Raw genomic sequence first — 19021 nt, 5'->3', positions numbered from 1 at the left:
CACCTGTGGCATTTGGTGCGGCATCTGCGGCATCATTGCTCCCTGCACCTGTGGCATTTGATGTGGCATCTGCGGCATCATTGCTCCCTGCACCTGTGGCATTTGATGCGGCATCTGCTGTCCCATATCTTCCGCGCCCATCACACCCGATGGCATTTGAGCCATTGGCATAAACGGCGAAGATTCATCATAATCCGGACTTTCCACTCCGGCCATCATACCCATATGAGGCATTTGATGCTCAGGCATCATCGCTCCCTGTACTTGTGGCATTTGATGCGGCATTTGCGGCATCATTGCTCCCTGTACCTGTGGCATCTGGTGCGGCATCTGCGGCATCATTGCTCCCTGTACCTGTGGCATCTGGTGCGGCATCTGCGGCATCATCGCTCCCTGTACCTGTGGCATCTGGTGCGGCATCTGCGGCATCATCGCTCCCTGCACCTGTGGCATCTGGTGCGGCATCTGCGGCATCATCGCTCCCTGTACCTGTGGCATCTGGTGCGGCATTTGCGGCATCATCGCTCCCTGCACCTGTGGCATCTGATGCGGCATTTGCGGCATCATCGCTCCCTGCACTTGAGGGAATGGCATTTGCGGGTAACATGGATTATAAGGAAACATCGGCTGATATTGACCTCCTTGATGTGTATAAAGAGATGATTCGCTTTCCGGCGATTCAGGGCTTTCTTGATTTGAATACGGCTTTACCTGCGGAAGGATATTAACTGGTTTAGGCGGGAGCTGAGGCTGCGGCTTAGATTCTGAAATTGGCAATGGTTTTTGCTGTGGTTTTGTTTCTGCAGGCTTCACTGGTTTTTCCTTTGCTTTAACCTCTTTTGCAGGCAGAGGTTTCTGCTGCTGCGGCTTTACCTCTTTTGCCGGCAGCGGCTTTTGCTGCGGTGCCGGCTGCTGAATATTCATCATGTAATAATTATTTATATCAATTTCCGGCATAATAGGTGTTGGCATTTTGGGCTTATAAGGTTTTTTTGGAACTTCCTTCGGAGCCTCTGCTTTTGGTGCAGTCTTAGGCACTTCTTTCGGAATTTCAACCTTCGGTGCCGTTACTTTTGGCATCTCCTTTTTTGGTGCTTCAGCTTTCGGCATGGTAATAGGTTTCTCTTTGGCAAAAGGCTGTTCTGCTTTTGGCATTTCCTTTTTGGCACCCAAATTTATTTTTGCTTCCGGTGTTCCTCCAATAGGAGCTTCTTTTTTTATAGAGCCTCCACTTGCAGGAACTTTTATTTTCATACCGGGCATAATCATATCAGGGTTGCTGAGCTGTGTATTCATCTTTTTCAGCTCTTCAAAATTCACGCCGTACTTTTTGGCAATCTTCCAAAGAGTATCCCCTTTCTGTACGATATGGATTTTCACTCTGAATTCCCTCCTATGCTTAAGGTGATGCTTCCATCTGTGATGGCTGGGTTTAGGTCCACATGATGTGGGTGGTCACACAGAATTTGCCGCAGGTGCGGCTTTCTCAGTCTGTGCCCTAATCAGCATTTACGGGCATTTCATCCATTTATGTGAAAGGTGCAGATTAGTGCCCGTTAATCTCGATGAGTCCATATAGTGTATGAAGGATTGGGCAAATTGCTAACAATCTACACAAAAAGATATGCTTTTTTTCCGGGAATTATGATTCCTCGTTTCATTCAGATACCAATCACAGCAGTGGGCAGTAAGGCAATAAAAAAATCCTCCTGCAGTGGAGAATTTTTTTATTTAGGCCTAGTTTCCGCGGAGCATATATAACACTGCGAGCTATTTTTCAATTTTAGCGGCCTGAAAACCTTGTGCCACATTTATGGACGTTCAAGCATCCTGTCAAGTGCCAGTTTAGCATATGCCGCCGTTGGCTCTTCAACCTGAATCAGATTTTGGCTTTCACCCTCTCCGATTGCTTCAAGAGACCAAACCAGGTGCGGCAAATCGATTCGGTTCATGGTCAGGCAAGGACACATATGCGGATTAAGTGAGATAATTTTCTTATCCTGATGCCGTGCGATAATCCTTTTTACTAAATTCATCTCTGTACCGATTGCCCAGGAAGATCCAGGCTCTGAGTGTTCAATTGCCTCGATTATAAAATTGGTTGACCCTGCCATATCGGAAAGCTCCACCACTTCTCTCCTGCATTCGGGATGGACAATGATTTTCATATCGGGATATTGTTCGCGAACTTCTTGTACATTTTCTATAGTAAAGTTTTCATGGACAGAACAATGCCCTTTCCAAAGAATCACTTTTATGTCCTCCAGCTGCCCTTCATATTCCAGCTGATCTGTAATTGGGTTCCATACAGCCATTTCTTCAAGAGCTATTCCCAGGTTATATGCTGTATTTCTTCCAAGATGCTGATCAGGCAGAAAAAGAATTCTCGGCTTCTGCTCAAAGGCCCAGCCCACCATCTTTTCAGCATTCGAAGAAGTAACTGTCGCTCCCCCGTAACGGCCAACAAAAGCCTTTATGGCCGCAGTAGAGTTTACATATGTTAAAGGAAGCATAGTATCGCCAAACATATTCTGCAGCTTAGTCCAGGCTCTTTCTGTTTGGCTGATATCAGCCATATCAGCCATGGAACAGCCTGCACGCATATCAGGCAAAATCACCTTTTGATGTGGAGATGTTAATATATCCGCCGTTTCAGCCATAAAGTGCACTCCGCAAAATACAATATATTCCGCATCGGTATTCTCCTGTGAAAGCTGTGCAAGCTTGAGTGAATCACCTGTAGCGTCCGCAAATTGGATGACCTCATCCTTCTGATAATGATGACCTGGAATGAACAGCTTATTCCCAAACCTATTTTTTATTTCTATTGCCCGATCCTCCAGTTCCTTTACAGTCATCATCCGATATTTTTCCGGTAGGATATTTGCTTGTTTTTCTGCTGTCTGAAAAATATTCATTTGCCCCAAACCCCTTTGTCAACAATTTATTCCACAATAACCTTCACGCTTATATCAAGAGATTTCACAGAATGGGTAAGAAAGCCGAGGGAAATGAAATCAACTCCTGTATCGCTGTAAGCCTGCAGGTTATCGAGGGTTATTCCTCCGGAGGCTTCCGTCACTATCCCATTCGGCACGCTTCTGATCCACTCTTTTATCTCTTCCGGACTCCTGTTGTCGAACATAATTACATCTGCACCTGCTTCAGCTGCTTCCAGGACTTGTTCTTTTGTTTCCGTTTCGACTTCGACTTTTACCATATGCCCAATTTTTGAACGCACTTCTTCCACAGCTTTCGCAATTGAGCCGGCAAAAGAAATATGGTTGTCTTTAATCATGACCGCATCATACAGGCCATATCGATGATTAAATCCCCCTCCGGCCCTGACTGCATATTTTTCAAGCATTCTCAGGCCTGGAGTAGTTTTTCTTGTATCACAGATCTTTGTGTGTGAACTGTTAAGCACCCGGACAGCCTCATTTGTTTTTGTTGCTATTCCGCTAATTCTTTGGACCAGATTCAAGATAACTCTTTCTCCTTTTAATAAATCCGATACTGGCCCTGAGGCTTCAGCAAGGATTTGACCTTTCTCGATCCATTCTCCGTCCCGTACTTTTATATTGACTTCAGCCGCAGGATTCAGCACCTTAAATCCTGACCTGACTATTTCTTCACCGCAAAAAATCCCATTGTCTTTTGCCAGAAAAATGACTTTTCCTATCTGGCCCTCTCCAAAAATAAGTTCACTTGTCAGGTCGCGGTCACCAATGTCTTCGAGAAAATATTGTTCAAGTTGCAATCGCAGCTTTAATTTGTTCATTTTCACCATTCCTTTCAGCTTTTCGGCAGTGAATAATCCTTTTTCCAAGCCATTCCGGGCTTTCGAAAGGATAATCCTGCCGGAAATGACCACCCCGGCTCTCTGTTCGCCTTAATGCAGAATCTGTGATCAGATAGGCTGCAATCAGCATAAAAGCCCGTGTTATTTCCTCTTTTGAAAAATGTTCAAGATCTGCTTTTATCCATTCTTCAATTTTGCAGCCTTCAAGCCAGGCCATCTGAGCGAAAAGCCCTTCCCTTGTTTTGATAATCCCGGCATTTTTCATCATGTTCACTTTAATTTCTTCAATAGAAGGCAAATCTTCTTTAAATGGCCGCCTTAGTTCAGGGTTATGACTTTGCTTTTCTTCAGCAGGTTCACTATAAGGCAGTCCATTAAGCCAATCCGCTAGCCGCTTGCCGCAATACAGCCCTTCCAGCAGGGAATTGCTTGCAAGCCGGTTAGCACCATGTATGCCTGTGCAGGCAGCTTCACCAATCGCATACAGTCCGGGAATGCTGGTGCGGCCCAATAAATCAGTTTTTATTCCTCCCATTAAAAAATGACTTCCGGGAGAAACAGGGATTTTCCCAAGACCTAAATCTACGCCGTTTTCTTCACATATTTTTGTTATGGTCGGAAATCGGGATTTAAAGTTTTCAATTGAAGAGATATCCAGGAACACGGTTTTCCCCTTCTCCAGTGAATGATAAATGGCCTGTGACACTATATGTCTGGGCGCTAAATCACCCTGTGGGTGAAGACCTTCCATTACAGGGCTCCCGTCTTCTGTAATAAGACGCCCGCCCTCTCCCCTTACAGCTTCAGAGATCAGCCCCAGTGCTTTGCCGTCTTTATAGAGAAGTGTGGGGTGAAATTGGATGAACTCCATATCTGCTATCTCTGCCCCGGCCCTGTATGCTAAGGCAATCCCATCTCCAGTTACAGTGACGGCATTGGAGGTATATTCATACAGCTGGCCGCAGCCTCCCGTAGCGAGCACAACATGAGAGGAAAAGAATCGATGAATGGCACCAGCAGAATCTTTTCCTTTTAGCCCTATACACCTGCCGTCTTTTTCATTTATGAGCAATTGGAATACAAGAATATCTTCTAAGAAACGAACGTTGGGATTTTGCTTTAACAGCATAAAATCAATGACTGTTTTTCCTGTGCTGTCTCCTCCCCCATGAACAATTCTATTCTCTGAATGAGCCCCTTCCCTTCCTAACGCAATGGATCCTTCAGAATCCATATCAAACAGGCATCCCTCCTGATTCAGCTCTTTTATAAGGGTTGGCGCCTCACTGGTCAAGGACAGCACTGCATCAGAATCATTATGAAACCTTCCTGCTTCGAGTGTATCCATGTAGTGTTTTGATGGGTGATCATTTTTTCCCAGGGCAGCAGCAATACCGCCCTGCGCCATATATGAGTTTCCATTTTTTATACTCGACTTTGTGAGAATAATCACATTTAAGTCCTGGCGCAGCTTCTTTGCCAACTGCAGAGCGGCTACCCCGCTTCCAATAATTAAAACGTCGGCATTCATTATTTTTTACCTCCTGTTTTTACAGGTGTCTTGACACCTATATTTACACAGATTTAGAATTATGACAAGAGGTTTTCATAGTTTAAGAGGAACTTCTGACTTTTTGAACGATTTAATTAGAAAGCGAAAGCAGGTGAGGTACATTAAATATTTCGATTACGCAGCATCTTGTCCGCTTGACAAGGAAGCCGCAGATGCCTATATAAAAGCCTCAACTGAATACTTTGGCAATTCCCGCAGCCTTCATGATACCGGGAGCGCAGCAGAAGGGCTTCTTGAAAATTGCAGGATGGAATTGGCAGGCATTTTAGGCGTTAAGAGCGAAGGAATCTATTTTACCAGCGGAGGTACGGAAAGCAATTTTCTTGCAATAGCTGCATTGCTGTCTGCTTCTGAAAAACCAGGAAAACATATCATAACAGGAATCGCTGAACATTCATCCATTCATAGTATTTTAGAGAAATTACGCCTTGAGAAAGGGTATGAAATTACAAAAATTCCTTTTGGCTCAGATGGCCGTATAGACCTGAAAAAATTAAGTTCAGCCATCAGGAATGACACCGTCTTAGTTACCATGCAGCACGGCAATTCTGAAATCGGCACATTGCAGCCTCTCCCTGAGATCAGCGAGCTTTGCAGAGAAAGGCAAATTTTGCTGCATAGTGATTGTGTTCATTCGTTTGGCAAATCAGATTTAAAAGAAGTCGCCCGCTTTGCTGATAGCCTGTCCTTTTCAGCACATAAATTCTACGGACCAAAAGGGGTCGGAGGCGTTTATTTAAAACCAGGCATGCGGTGGTGCTCCTTCTTACCCGGAGTTTCACATGAAAAGGGATTCAGGCCTGGCACTGTAAATCTTCCGGGGGTTGTCGGGATGACAGTGGCTGCACAGAAAGCTTATGTAAATTTACACAAGCATAACAGCCACTTCCAAATGCTGCGAGAAGTACTGCTAAAGGAACTTGAAACTGCACAGGAGAAATTCGTAATATACGATTTTAGAGGCTCTTACCAGCTTCCTTCTACATTGGGACTTCGGCTAAAAGGGGTGGAAGGACAATACATCATGCTCGAATGCAATAGGCTTGGATTTGCCATATCTACAGGAAGTGCATGCAGCACAGGCTTGCAAACTGTTTCTAAAACGATGGAGGCACTGGGAGTTGCAGACAAAAAAGGCAAAGAATTTATCAGGATTTCTTTCGGATGGAATACATCTGCAGAGGATGCAAAGGCATTGGGGAGAAAGCTTGCTATCATGGCCAGGGAACTCGTACCGCTCTAATTTTTTCTTCTGCCGTTCCTTATGTTAGAATGAGACATTATCGGATTATAAGGGTGAGAAAATATGAATGAACAAAAAAAGGTGCTCGGAGAAGAGCGGAGGACCTTTCTGCTTGAGCTGCTGAAAGAAAGCGGACAGCCCATTACAGGAGGCGACCTTGCAGCAAAAACAAATGTAAGCAGACAGGTAATTGTTGGGGATATCACCCTTCTAAAAGCAAGAAAAGAGCCAATCATTGCCACGAGCCAGGGTTATATGTATCTTCATCAGGCTTCTCCTGCATCAGCAGCCGAGCGGGTCATTGCCTGTCATCATGACCCTGGCAGGACTGAAGAGGAATTGAATCTGCTTGTCGATCATGGAGTTACTGTAAAAGATGTAAGAATTGAACATCCCGTCTATGGTGACTTAACTGCATCGGTTATGGTATCCACCCGCCAGGAAGTGAAGCAATTTATGAATAAAATTACTTCTACAAAGGCTTCTTTCTTATCAGAATTAACAGACGGCATCCACCTCCATACTCTATCGGCAGCCTCCGAACGGAAACTCGATGAAGCTGAGAAATTATTAAAAGAAGCTGGATTTCTTATTAACCTGGAATAGCTTTATATACAAAAAGGACCCGGATATGTATTTGCCGGATCCTTTTTGTTTTATTCCTGCAGAACTCTGCTGTTCTTATTCCGAAGCTGAAAATACGGATAGCTGCCCAAAACCTTAACACTGCAGCCCAATGCCTCCAATTCAGCAGCTGCACCAGGGATTAGGATGTCATCCAGTTTCATATCCACGTCAATGATAAAGAAATAATTCCCTAATCCTGTTTTCATCGGTCTTGATTCAATCTTAGTCAAGTTGAGCTTCCTCCAGGCAAATGCCGAAAGTACCTGATGAAGAGCCCCTGACCTGTCAGCCGGCAGCGTCACCATTACAGTCGTCTTGTGCCCTGCAAATTCCTTGCGGTCATCGCTGATTGACAATTCTTTATTGGCTAAAACAATGAACTTTGTATGGTTATAATCAAAATCATGGATATCTTCTCTAACGATCGCCAACCCATATACTTCTGCAGCTAATTCATTAGCTATGGCGCCTGCCCGCATGTCTGGATTTTCCTTTACAAATTGAGCTGCGGCTGCTGTGGAAGTAGTGCTTTCACAAGGGATCCCTTTCAGCTCTTTATGCAGAAATTTATGGCATTGCGCAATAGCATGGGAATGACTATAAACCACATCTGTTTTATCCCACTCCTTAACATGAGCTGGATGAACCATAAAATGCTGGCGAATAGGAGCTGTCAGTTCGCCGATAATCGGAAAATCCACTTCATGGATTAAATAGTCCAATGTAATGTTCACTGAGCCTTCCAATGCGTTTTCAAGAGGAACTACCGCCAGCTCTATTTCATTCTCATTTAAAGCATCAAAACAGGCAGGTATCGTTGGGTAGGCAACGGCTGTCTCATTAGGGAACAAGCTCCTGGCTGCAATATCTGTAAAAGTGGCTTTAGGTCCTAAAAATCCTAACTTCACGGTAATTACCTCCTTCTTATTCAGACTTATTTTAAATCACTGAAAATTTACTTTATACTTTATTACTTTAACATATGTATGTGGTTTACAAAATAAAAAATGAAAAAAGGGCAGGGTACAGAGCACATTTTCTCATGCACCCGTTCCCAGCACCTCTACTTTTTCTACAAACTCCAATTTTCGAAGCCTCGTCAAGAGTTCCTCAATCTCGATGCCCATTTCAGTTACATTCAGGGAAAGCGTGACATTTGCCCTTCCCTGAAGGGGAATGGTCTGGTGAATTGTTAAGACATTGCACCCCGAAGAAGCCACAACGCCCAATAAATGTGATAAAGTCCCTGACCTGTCTTCCAGGTGAAAGAATAAAGTGATCAGCCGTTCTTTGACAACCGTATGGAAAGGGAACACAGTGTCTCTATATTTATAAAAAGCACTTCTGCTCAAATCAACTTTCTGGACAGCATCCCAAACCGATTCGGCTTTTCCCCTTTCGATCATTTCCTTCGCATCCAATGTTTTCTTCATGGCTTCAGGCAGAACATCTTCACGAACCAAATAAAATTTCTTATCGAATCTATCTTTTCTCATTTCTCCACCCCGTCAATCGAGAAGGTTAGTCAATAAACTCGAATTCATAATCAAGCAGCTTAACGGTATCACCGTCTTTTGCTCCTTTTTCACGAAGAGCATCATCCACACCCATTCCGCGCAGCTGTCTGGCAAACCTGCGGACTGATTCATCTCTTGAGAAGTCAGTCATCTTAAAGAGTTTCTCAATAGCATCACCTGATACAACGAACACTCCTGCAGGATCTCTAGTAATGACAAATTCGGTCTGTTCAGCTTCATGCTTGTAAAGAACGCGGTGGACACCTGTGTCTTCCTCTTCTTCATGTGACAGCGGGAATTCAGGGGTTTCTTCAACCTTATCTGCAACGGCAAATAATAAATCCCTTAACCCTTGTCTTGTTAAAGCGGATATCGGGAAAATCGGATAATCTTCATCAAGCTGTTCCTTGAATTTTTTTAGATTTTCCTCTGCATCAGGCATGTCCATTTTATTAGCCACAATGATCTGCGGCCTTTCGGTGAGACGCAGGTTATATTCTTTTAATTCTTTATTGATCGTTAGATAGTCTTCAAAAGGATCTCTGCCCTCAACAGCAGCCATATCGATAACATGAACAATAACCCTTGTTCTTTCAATATGCCGCAAAAACTGATGGCCAAGTCCTACTCCCGAATGGGCTCCTTCAATTAATCCAGGCAAGTCTGCCATTACAAAGCTGCGTCCATCTTCAGTCTCAACCATTCCCAGATTGGGAGCAATTGTCGTAAAGTGGTATTCCGCAATCTTTGGTCTTGCTGATGATACAACTGACAGTAAAGTTGATTTTCCGACGCTTGGGAAACCTACTAAACCAACATCAGCTAAAAGCTTGAGCTCAAGCACAACATCTCGTTCCTGGCCCGGTTCGCCATGTTCGGACAATTCAGGCGCAGGATTGGCAGGTGTCGCAAATCGGGTATTTCCCCTGCCTCCGCGGCCCCCGCGTGCTATGACAGCTCTTTGCCCGTGCTCAGTCAGATCGGCGATTACTTCCCCTGATTCAGCATCTGTTACGACTGTTCCCGGCGGTACTTTAACAATCATGTCTTTTGAATTTCTTCCATGCTGGTTCTTGGACATGCCATGCTCACCGCGAGGGGCTTTAAAGTGGCGCTGATAACGGAAATCCATTAACGTTCGCAATCCTTCATTCACTTCAAAAACAACATTGGCACCCTTGCCGCCATCTCCGCCGGCCGGGCCTCCGTTCGGCACATATTTTTCCCGGCGGAAAGCAACCATTCCGTTGCCCCCGTCCCCGCCTTTAACATAAACTTTGACTTGATCGACAAACATATATAAATTCCTCCCGTCTGCAGTATGTCCCGATTGTCTGGCATTCAGCCAGATTACCGGCACTGACCGGATCCGCTTCTTACACTTAAGAAGTGCCCAGCCTGCAGAGTTTCACACTTAGTATTGCTTTTTTTGGCGGAAATCACTCTCTGCCATTCGCAATGAATGGCACAAATAATTCCAGTGCAAGCTCCTCTTCAGCTAAGTCCTGAACAGCAGCCGTTATGTCAGTGTTCTTCTTTTTAAAGAACTTCTCCAATTGATCCATATCTGTTAGTATTCCGCTAAAATCAAAAAAGAAACGAGCCCCTTCTTTTTCATGCCTGATGGACACAGATAAATGATTATCATGGTAAGGCTTAACTGATGAGTCCAAAATGGCCAAAAAAGAGCCTGTCCACTCAGAAAGGACAGAGTCATCCAACCGTCCGGCAATGGGATCATCGAGCACCTCATATTCAACCTGAAAGTAGTGGTTCTCCCAATTATAAGTCAATAAAAGCGAAGCAAAACCAGGAAGATTCAAATTCGAAAGTCTTGCCTCCTGCTGTGCTTCCACTACAATTTCATCTATGATTTCCTTAGCCCTGTCTATCTTATTAAGGGAAAGGTTGCCTTTAATTAATTGTATTTTGTTCAGCCAGTCATGCCGGGCATGACGCAGCACTTCAATCATATTCCAGTCTTTTTCCATATATGCACTCCTGTATGGTTATTAGGCTGTCAGAAGACTGTGCTTGCTGTAAGTATATCAAAAAACATAGGTACAGTAAGCAAATTTATGATAAATAAGAAAATATTGCTTATGCTATGAAGAGCTTATGACTTCAGCTGCTATAAATTTATCAGATAAAATTTGAAGTGCACCGGCGGGGTTTTTTGCCAAAAAAAGAAAACCCTAACCTTGTGGGGCTAGGGTTTTCTCGAAAAGGCTTACGCCTCTTGAGCTGCAGGATATACGCTCACTTGCTTGCGGTCACGTCCAAGACGCTCGAATTTAACAACACCGTCAACTTTCGCGAATAGTGTGTCATCGCCGCCTTTACCCACGTTTACACCTGGGTAGATCTTAGTACCGCGCTGACGGTATAAGATTGAGCCGCCAGTAACGAATTGTCCGTCCGCACGCTTAGCGCCAAGACGCTTAGAGATTGAATCACGGCCGTTCTTTGTAGAACCTACTCCCTTTTTAGAAGCGAACAACTGAAGATCTAATTTTAATAGCATTTATTCCACCTCCTGCTTTTTGAAGGTAATTTTTATATACTTTCCGTAGTCTTCTTCAATCGTCTGCAATGAGACAACCATGCCTTCAAGCAGAAGCTGCACTTTCTCATTCATGTCATCCTGAAGATCAGGAAGGACACAGCGGAGAAAGCCCTCTCCATGGCTGATTTCTGGTGTCACGCCGGTTAGGGCATGGACAGCATTAATGGCACCAATGGACACAGCAGATACGCCTGCACAGACGATATCCTTGCCTCTGTTTGCGAAGAATGCATGACCACTAATTTCAAACGAATGAATATTTCCGGAATCTTTACGAATAATCGTAATTTCAATCATCTTAAATCGCCTGATTAAGCGTTGATTTTTTCAATCACAACTTTAGTGTAAGGCTGACGATGACCTTGCTTCTTACGATAGTTTTTCTTCGCTTTGTATTTGAATACAGTGATTTTCTTTTGACGGCCTTGTTTTTCAACTTTAGCTGTAACAGTAGCACCATCAACTACAGGGCTTCCTACTTTTACGCTGTCTCCGCCAACGAAAAGAACCTTTTCAAAAGTAACTGTTTCGCCTGCTTCAGCGTTAAGCTTTTCGATGTAGATAGCTTGACCTTCTTCTACACGTAATTGCTTTCCGCCAGTTTCGATAATCGCGTACATGAACTGCACCTCCTCTTAGACTAAGACTCGCCATCCCAGGCGCCGACACGAAATGCGGGCTTATGTACCTGTTCTGTGCGGTTGTAGCACGGGTGCGCTACAAACATAACATGAAAATCCTATCATATAATGATTAATCATGTCAATAAGAATTATATGATTCTCTTTGTTTGCACCTGAAAGTAACTCTTTTGCGTGCCTTTACAATTATAATGCTAATGGGGTTATTAGGGAAGTGGGAAATACTGCACTAAAAAAGCAGGCGGGACGCTTAACCCAGCCTGCTTGGAACTATCCCAGCTCATTAACTCTGCCAAACTTTCGGATTTCATAAAATGGCTTGCTATTTTCCTTAATGGAAAAAATAATTTTAAAGCCAATACTGTCTTCGATTCTTTTTTTATGGTCATCATTTTCCCCTGAGAATACCGCTGCTGTGTCTCGTGTGGTTTCGATCAGGACAGCTTCATGGTCTTTGCCGCGATGTTCCCACAGTTCTCTTTCCAGCCTGAAGGCAATGGTCTCAGCACTCAGCACTCTTCCGGTGCCCTCGCATAATAGACACCTTTCGGTAAGTGATTCAGAAATGGCCGGTCTCGTTTTCTTGCGGGTCATCTGAAGGATCCCTAGAGGAGAGAATCCAACAAGATTCGTGCGTCTTTCATCTTTTTTCAGCGCGTTTTCCATTATGGCAAGAATATGCTTCCTGTCGGATGCTTCTTTCATATCAATAAAATCGATTAGGATCATGCCGCCAATATCACGGAGCCTGATCTGTCTTGCAGCTTCTTCAGCTGCCATTTCATTGGTTTTTAGCACAGTGTCTCTGCGGTCCTGTTTACCGGCGAACTTCCCGGTATTGACATCGATGACTGTTAAAGCTTCTGCTTCATCAAAAATAAGATAGGCCCCATTTTCAAGCCATACAATTCGTTTCAGCGCTTTATCAATCTCAGCTTCCGCATTAAAAGCAGAGAAGATATTTTCCTTGCCCGTGTATAGCTGAATTGTCAGGCCCGTGATTTTCGCTAGCACATTCTTCAGTGATAAATCGTCCACGGCGATTTCACCATCAGCCATTTTCTTCGCCTCTTCAATAATTTCCTTAATAAAAGAATCCGCTTCATACACTTTTCCCGGCTTCTTTTTCATTTCCGCTTCCCTTAAAAGGTCCCTGTACTCCAGCCTGAGCTTTTCCAGTTCATCCATAATCTCATTCTCTTTCCTGCTGACGCAGGATGTTCTGAAAATCAGACCTTCATTCTCTTCTTTAGCACGATAGCCAAATTGGCGCCAGTTTTCTCTTGCTTTACTATCCTCAATTTTCTTGGAAACAGCAACATAACGGCCGTTTGGCATATATATCAGTGACTCTCCTGAAAATTCAATTAAACCAGACAATCTTGGTCCTTTCGTGCCAGCAGCGTCTTTTTCAACTTGAACAAGTATTCTTTCTCCCTGATGGACAAAGGAAGAAATGCTCCGTTTTTCCTTCATTTGCAAATCCTCGGCAGAACAAACATAAGATGCCAGTTTGTCCCGGTGAAGGAATCCGCTTTGATCTTCACCTATCTCTACAAAAGCTGCATTCAATCCAGGCATTACTTTTGCAACAGTGCCTAAGTATATATCCCCAACTGATGAACGATGCTTCGGCTGGTCAATAAATAGCTTCTCGACCCTATTATCTTTTAAATGCACAAATCGGCGCTCTCTTGATGCATAATTTACAACTAACTTATCCAAAACGATTTCCTCACTTTAAAACATTATTTATTCATGTTAATCAAAATTTGCTCTTCAGTAAACATAAAGCAAATCCCCTATTTTTGCTGTCAGCACTTTTTCCGCAAAGCATGCATGCAGCAGTTCATTTTCATCTAATGCACCCTTTTCTTTCCCGTCCTTTTCAACAATGATGGGGTGCTTGCATCCTCGCTGAAATCTTTCCAGCACGTCAATAACCAATTCCTCTTCCCGGACAACGATTGGCTTCAATGTCCGAAAGTCGCTGTGCTTCCCATAATACCTTTCGAGAAGAAAACGGATAAACACAAACCGGCTCTGCTTCCATTCATGATATAGCGAAAACACCAAAAAAGCGAGGATTACCCATATGTTCAAGTTAACCGGAGAGGTCAGCAAAGTTAGTATAATGAAACTGATTAGACCCGCAGCCGAAATGAAAAGTGTTTTTCTGTGCGCTTCCGGAAATGCCTGATTAAGAGAAAGCCATAAGAATACAAGCTTTCCTCCATCCAATGGCCAGACAGGGAGCAGGTTAAAAATTAATATCATTAAATTAAATTGAATAAACAGATGAAAGATATCAGCAGAAAGCCAGGAAAGCTCATAAAATAACAGCCCCGCCCCCATCATCCATATATGCTGAAGCGGCCCTGCTATAATGACTATAATCTCCTCTTTCAGCGGCCGGTTCCCGTGCTCATCCATTTCCGCTACACCGCCAAATGGCAGGAGGGCAATCTTTTTTATTCTCCAGGAATAGAAGGATGCAGCAGCGGCATGGCCCATTTCATGAACAAAGATAATCAGCAGCAGCATGCATAATTCCATAAAGTGAGCAGTTGCAACAGACAGTCCGATAACTGCCCATAACAAAGGATGAATATGAATATGTGTAATTAACCCTGTTATTTTATTCAAACGGGATCACCTGGATCGGATCTATAAAATCATCATCTTTTTTAATCGCGAAATAAAAAGAGCCTTTTTCAGCATCACCGGCGTCACCCGCTGTACCAATACCTGTTCCTTTTTCGACGTATTGATATAAATTCACATTAATTTCAGCCAAATTGCCATACCAGGACTCACTTTTATCACCATGCTGAATAATGACCGTATTTCCAAAACCATCCTTCTTTCCAGCAAACCGCACAAGCCCTTCACTCATTGCTTCAATGGAAGCTTCCTTTCCTGTTTCGATTGTTATTCTCTGTCCATTATCATCAAATTCTTCCAGTATCTTTGCAGAAGCGGGCAATGCATATTCGCTGTTTTCTTTAACGTTCTTCTCATCACTTTTGCCATCTGAAAATGGCAGCAGGGCCAGCGGTTTACCAAATTGTTCTTCATACCAGCCGGAAACTGCGGCGAATTGAAAATCTTTCTCCATTGCTGTTTTTACAAAATCTCTTGCAGGATCAAAAGTCGCTGCCTGGTTTTTAAAAAGTATGGCAGCGAATAAAAAAATACAGGCAGAAGCAAGCAATTTGAAAAGAAATAGTTCCTTGCGAAATAAAGGGTGGTTTCCCTCTTCAAGCTTGCTTTCGTATGAGGGCAGCTTATTAAACCCGTACCGCTCTTCATCTTCTGTCCAAAGAACCGTTGAATCTTTCTTTTTGGAGAATCTCTCTTTGTCCTTTTTTCTCCGCTCGATTCTCTTGCGTATTTCATCCGCTCTTGAATTCATGATATCCCCACCATTTCTATATAACTCTATTTGTACAAGTTTATGAGTTGTCCAAATAGAGTATGACTTGAAGTGGTGTCTTGAATAAAAAAATAAACCGGAGATGGCTCCCCGGCTTTGGTTCAATAGATATTATTATTTTACTCCAAAAAACTTTTTCAGTTTTGAAAATACACCCTTATTCTCTTCTTCCAGAGGCTGAAGGGGTACAGCTTCGCCAAGAATTCTGCGGGCGATATTACGGTAGGAAACCGAAGCTTTGCTGTTAGGGTTTAAAGCAATAGGCTCACCATGATTCGATGCCTTGATTACTTCATCATCATCTGCCACAATTCCGATTAAATCAATCGACAAATGCGCAGTTATTTCATCAACATCAAGCATGTCGCCATTTTTCATCATATGGCTTCTAATTCTATTTATTATCAGTTTAGGAGCCTCTACATTTTCTTCTTTTTCAAGCAAGCCGATAATCCGGTCGGCATCACGTACAGCTGAAACTTCCGGAGTGGTTACAACAATTGCTTTATCTGCACCAGCAACCGCATTTTTGTACCCCTGCTCAATTCCGGCAGGGCAGTCTATGACAATATAGTCATAATCCTGCTTTAATTCATCAACCAGCTTTTTCATCTGTTCGGGTGTAACAGCCGTCTTATCACTTGTTTGAGCAGCAGGAAGCAAATACAGCAGATCTTCAAACCGTTTGTCTTTAACCACAGCCTGATGTATTTTGCACCGGCCTTCCACTACATCGACCAGATCATAAATAATGCGGTTTTCAAGCCCCATTACCACATCAAGATTTCGAAGGCCAATGTCTGTATCCACCAGGCACACTCTTTTTCCCTGAAGGGCCAGAGCAGTACCTACATTTGCGGAAGTAGTCGTTTTCCCGACTCCGCCTTTTCCGGACGTAATGACAATCGCTTCTCCCATCCTAGCTTCCCCCTTGCAATCTAGTTATATTAGGTCTTAGATGCATCAAAACTTGTAATCTATCTACTGTAATTTGATCATTTTCATCAATATAAGCACATTCCATTTCCCGTTTTTCTTCCTGCTGATCATTGTCAGGGGCACGGTTGATACAATTGCTGATTCTTAACTGGGACGGCTTCATAAGCGAAGCTACCACCACGGCTTCATTATTTCCATGGCAACCGGCATGGGCTATACCTTTTAGAGCACCCATAACAAAGATGTTTCCTCCTGCCATAACAGTGCCCCCTGGATTTACGTCTCCGATAAGAAGCAAATCTCCAGGAGTTTCGAGAACCTGCCCCGAACGAATTACCTTCGCAACAGATACAATTTCGTTTTCTTCCTTCTGTTTTTCAGCTTCTTCTTTGGTAATGACATTGGAGCTTATAGACTCGACGATCAGGTTCTTCTTTTGCCTGATTAACTCCTTCAATTCTTCCTGCTGCTCTTCTGTGAGATAACGGTTGCCGACTTGTACCCTAACGGAAAGAAGCCGGTCTTCAACAGATCTGGAGTTTTCTGAAAGCTTTCTATCAAGCTCTTTCTTCAGCTCTCCATAAGAGCAGGAATCATCAAGATGCAAAGTCAGTCCATCTTTCGTGCCTTTTATTGTAACGTTTTGGTTTTTTTTCATTACAAGATGTTCACCTCAATGATAAGAAACACATTCGTGCTGATGCACTCTATTTTTAAACAGGCTATTACTATAAACATAGCCAGTTTGGGAAATTCCATAAAAATATGTCGATTTTCCTTATCCTTATTCGCCCATAAAGGTAGAATTCGACAGAAACCTTCTAAATCCCTTTTTTACTGAAAGGCTCTTTTTTCAAAGATTTTTGTTTTAGTTTGTGAATTCTGCCCGTTGATTTCCGCTCCAGCACGCAGCGAACCCGCGGGGAGGAATGCGAGCCTCCTCGGCTTCGCCTGCGGGGTCTCACACTTCCCTCGCCTCCCGCAGGACATTGAATAAGCTTCCTCGATTGAACACCGCACGAAGGAAATGCGTCAGCATTTTCGAGGATCAAGTGCCCACAGCGATAATCAACTTAGCAATAAACGAAGTTATGAAAAAGCACAAACTTTACAAAAACAGCCTACTGAAAATGATTCATAAAAGAAACCGGAGTAATCCGGTTTCTTTCTCTGCATGGTGAAATTATATCACTTCAACAATTATTCGTTTAAGCTGTCTGCAAATTTTTCAGAAAGTCTTTTAAATGGGTAGACAGCTAATATAATAAAAATGGCATTCAATATCAAAGTAGGCAGGAGACGGGACGAAAGAAAGACTGCAAATTCCATATCTGTATGGTGAATTAGTAAGTTCATCTGGTAAACACCGGCCTCAAGAAGGGTGATGCCCAAAAGAACAATTATAGAAGCCATCGCTATATTCGTCTGAAGAATTCTCATTAGTTTGGTTGTAATAAAAGCAATGACCGGAAATAGAAACAAATAAATGCCGATAATTTCAACATACACAATATCAAAAAGCAGCCCGAATAATAGGCCGTAAAGAATTCCGTGCTTTTTCGAGCCAAAAATAGTCAAAAAAAGCAATGCAGCCATCAGAAAACGGGGAACTGCTATTTTTCCGCTGCCTAATAAATCATGCGGAGTTACTTGAACAAATATGCTTTCCCCAATAAATAAGGCCAGGAGAATGAGAGGAAGAAGGAATCTTCTCACAGTTCCTCCTCCTTCTCATCAACCATTTCCATTAGTTCAGGCTGAGATGCCCCTCTTTTAACGACCATTACATGTCCGATATCATAGAAGTCTGCTCCTGGCTTAACATATGCGGTTTGAGTCAGACCAAATTCATCTGGAACAACATCTACAACCTTCCCAATCGGAAGGCTCTCAGGGAAAACACCGCCCAGACCTGATGTAATAACGTTTTGACCCTTTTCAACCTTCGCATCATAAGGAATCTTCTTAAGCAAAAGAAGACCTTTATCATCATCATAGCCTTCAATCAGACCGAAAAAGTTATTCTCGCCTGCCTGAATCTTAGCTGAGATGCGATTGGTCGGATCCATTGAACTAAGAAGCTGGACGGTTGAAGTAAATGTATTGCTGCTTTTTACTTTGCCAATCAGGCCTTTTGAAGTAATGACCGCCATATTCGGTTCAATTCCGGCATTTTTCCCCTTATTTATAATAAGCAGCTCATGCCATCTGTCAGGATTTCTTCCTATTACTGTTGCCTGCTTTGGTTCAAATTCACTTAAAGAATCCTTCTTATCCAAAATTTCTCGAAGTTCCGTATTATCCTTTTTCAGCCTTTGAACTTCAGACTCAAGTCTTGCAAGTTCATCCAGCCTTTTTTTCAGATCTTTATTTTCTTTGTATGTATTTTGCAAGTCTTCGACATTTTCAAAGAATCCCGCCACATAATTCACAGGGCTGGAAACAGCATTTTGTATAAACCCGGTAGTATCTTTTAAAAATTGTTCAGGCCAGGTCAAATTTTCTCTATCCTTTAAAGAAAATCCAATCAATGCCACGAGAATAATAATGCTGACAAGCAAAATAATCAGGCGTTTGTTCAGAAAGAACTGTGGCATCCTTTACACCTCGAATAGTATTTTTCTAGGGAATCCTGTGCCATTTAGGCACTGCTCAACAAAATATAACATATATCTGT

Annotated in this window: 20 protein-coding genes and 1 other annotated feature; of the genes, 2 read left to right on the top strand and 18 right to left on the bottom strand. The window is 43.1% G+C overall.

Annotated features, from left to right (window positions below; translation table 11 throughout):
* The 4 genes from safA to nadB all read right to left on the bottom strand — a co-directional run.
* A partial coding sequence (safA, locus tag AC3WTL_RS11720; RefSeq protein WP_492369437.1) for a SafA/ExsA family spore coat assembly protein occupies positions 1–1380 on the bottom strand: 1380 nt, incomplete at its 3' end.
* A gap of 431 nt (positions 1381–1811) precedes the next feature.
* The gene (gene nadA / locus AC3WTL_RS11715) at positions 1812–2918 is read right to left on the bottom strand and encodes a quinolinate synthase NadA (protein ID WP_222497660.1); all 1107 of its coding nucleotides are present in this window, start codon (positions 2916–2918) and stop codon (positions 1812–1814) included.
* Positions 2919–2944: 26 nt separating this feature from the next.
* Positions 2945–3781 (bottom strand): carboxylating nicotinate-nucleotide diphosphorylase, encoded by an 837-nt coding sequence (gene nadC / locus AC3WTL_RS11710; RefSeq protein WP_222497659.1) that lies wholly within the window; start codon positions 3779–3781, stop codon positions 2945–2947.
* Positions 3750–5333, bottom strand: coding sequence for an L-aspartate oxidase (nadB, locus tag AC3WTL_RS11705; protein ID WP_222497658.1), 1584 nt, complete (start codon positions 5331–5333; stop codon positions 3750–3752). The genes nadC and nadB overlap by 32 nt, the downstream gene beginning before the upstream one ends.
* Positions 5334–5436: 103 nt before the next feature.
* On the opposite strand from nadB, the gene AC3WTL_RS11700 reads away from it, so the two are divergent.
* Both AC3WTL_RS11700 and AC3WTL_RS11695 read left to right on the top strand, forming a co-directional pair.
* Positions 5437–6618 carry an IscS subfamily cysteine desulfurase gene (locus tag AC3WTL_RS11700; RefSeq protein WP_261391161.1) on the top strand — a complete coding sequence of 394 codons (1182 nt, stop codon included), beginning with the start codon at positions 5437–5439 and terminating at the stop codon, positions 6616–6618.
* A gap of 63 nt (positions 6619–6681) precedes the next feature.
* Positions 6682–7224 (top strand): transcription repressor NadR, encoded by a 543-nt coding sequence (locus tag AC3WTL_RS11695; RefSeq protein WP_222497656.1) that lies wholly within the window; start codon positions 6682–6684, stop codon positions 7222–7224.
* 50 nt (positions 7225–7274) lie between these two features.
* Here AC3WTL_RS11695 and pheA read toward each other — a convergent pair whose 3' ends face one another.
* The 14 genes from pheA to mreC all read right to left on the bottom strand — a co-directional run bounded on the left by pheA (position 7275) and on the right by mreC (position 18941).
* A complete protein-coding gene (pheA, locus tag AC3WTL_RS11690; RefSeq protein WP_048010993.1) occupies positions 7275–8153 on the bottom strand; it encodes a prephenate dehydratase in 879 nt (292 codons plus the stop codon).
* Between the two features lie 132 nt (positions 8154–8285).
* On the bottom strand, positions 8286–8741 hold the full coding sequence (locus AC3WTL_RS11685; protein WP_035331302.1) for an ACT domain-containing protein: 456 nt from the start codon (positions 8739–8741) through the stop codon (positions 8286–8288).
* Positions 8742–8766: 25 nt separating this feature from the next.
* Positions 8767–10059, bottom strand: a complete 1293-nt coding sequence (gene obgE / locus AC3WTL_RS11680) for a GTPase ObgE (protein ID WP_035331304.1) — start codon at positions 10057–10059, stop codon at positions 8767–8769.
* Between the two features lie 142 nt (positions 10060–10201).
* The gene (locus AC3WTL_RS11675; RefSeq protein ID WP_163143650.1) at positions 10202–10753 is read right to left on the bottom strand and encodes a sporulation initiation phosphotransferase B; all 552 of its coding nucleotides are present in this window, start codon (positions 10751–10753) and stop codon (positions 10202–10204) included.
* A gap of 239 nt (positions 10754–10992) precedes the next feature.
* Entirely contained in the window at positions 10993–11286 is a 294-nt protein-coding gene (gene rpmA / locus AC3WTL_RS11670) for a 50S ribosomal protein L27 (RefSeq protein WP_009333115.1), read from the bottom strand.
* Positions 11287–11625: a ribosomal-processing cysteine protease Prp gene (locus AC3WTL_RS11665; protein ID WP_197213259.1), complete on the bottom strand. Its 339-nt coding sequence runs from the start codon at positions 11623–11625 to the stop codon at positions 11287–11289. It lies immediately after the preceding gene.
* 14 nt (positions 11626–11639) lie between these two features.
* Positions 11640–11948 (bottom strand): 50S ribosomal protein L21, encoded by a 309-nt coding sequence (gene rplU, locus AC3WTL_RS11660; RefSeq protein WP_076257366.1) that lies wholly within the window; start codon positions 11946–11948, stop codon positions 11640–11642.
* Between the two features lie 13 nt (positions 11949–11961).
* Positions 11962–12041 (bottom strand) — a sequence feature (ribosomal protein L21 leader region).
* A 198-nt stretch (positions 12042–12239) separates the two neighbouring features.
* Complete coding sequence (locus tag AC3WTL_RS11655) at positions 12240–13694, bottom strand: Rne/Rng family ribonuclease (protein ID WP_222497654.1); 1455 nt, start codon at positions 13692–13694, stop codon at positions 12240–12242.
* A gap of 54 nt (positions 13695–13748) precedes the next feature.
* Entirely contained in the window at positions 13749–14615 is an 867-nt protein-coding gene (locus AC3WTL_RS11650; RefSeq protein ID WP_048010996.1) for a M50 family metallopeptidase, read from the bottom strand.
* Entirely contained in the window at positions 14608–15384 is a 777-nt protein-coding gene (locus AC3WTL_RS11645) for a M23 family metallopeptidase (RefSeq protein WP_163143659.1), read from the bottom strand. The genes AC3WTL_RS11650 and AC3WTL_RS11645 overlap by 8 nt, the downstream gene beginning before the upstream one ends.
* A gap of 135 nt (positions 15385–15519) precedes the next feature.
* Positions 15520–16323 carry a septum site-determining protein MinD gene (gene minD, locus AC3WTL_RS11640; protein ID WP_048010998.1) on the bottom strand — a complete coding sequence of 268 codons (804 nt, stop codon included), beginning with the start codon at positions 16321–16323 and terminating at the stop codon, positions 15520–15522.
* Position 16324: 1 nt separating this feature from the next.
* Complete coding sequence (minC, locus tag AC3WTL_RS11635) at positions 16325–17002, bottom strand: septum site-determining protein MinC (RefSeq protein WP_222497652.1); 678 nt, start codon at positions 17000–17002, stop codon at positions 16325–16327.
* Positions 17003–17544: 542 nt separating this feature from the next.
* Positions 17545–18060 carry a rod shape-determining protein MreD gene (mreD, locus tag AC3WTL_RS11630; protein WP_048011000.1) on the bottom strand — a complete coding sequence of 172 codons (516 nt, stop codon included), beginning with the start codon at positions 18058–18060 and terminating at the stop codon, positions 17545–17547.
* Positions 18057–18941 carry a rod shape-determining protein MreC gene (gene mreC, locus AC3WTL_RS11625; RefSeq protein ID WP_048011001.1) on the bottom strand — a complete coding sequence of 295 codons (885 nt, stop codon included), beginning with the start codon at positions 18939–18941 and terminating at the stop codon, positions 18057–18059. Before mreC ends, mreD begins: the two co-directional genes overlap by 4 nt.
* Positions 18942–19021 lie beyond the last annotated feature (80 nt).

This window comes from Cytobacillus sp. EB106-05-05-XG126 (genome assembly GCF_058791715.1).
Note: the sequence above shows the minus strand (reverse complement) of the source record. Positions and strands in the feature narration are given on the sequence as shown.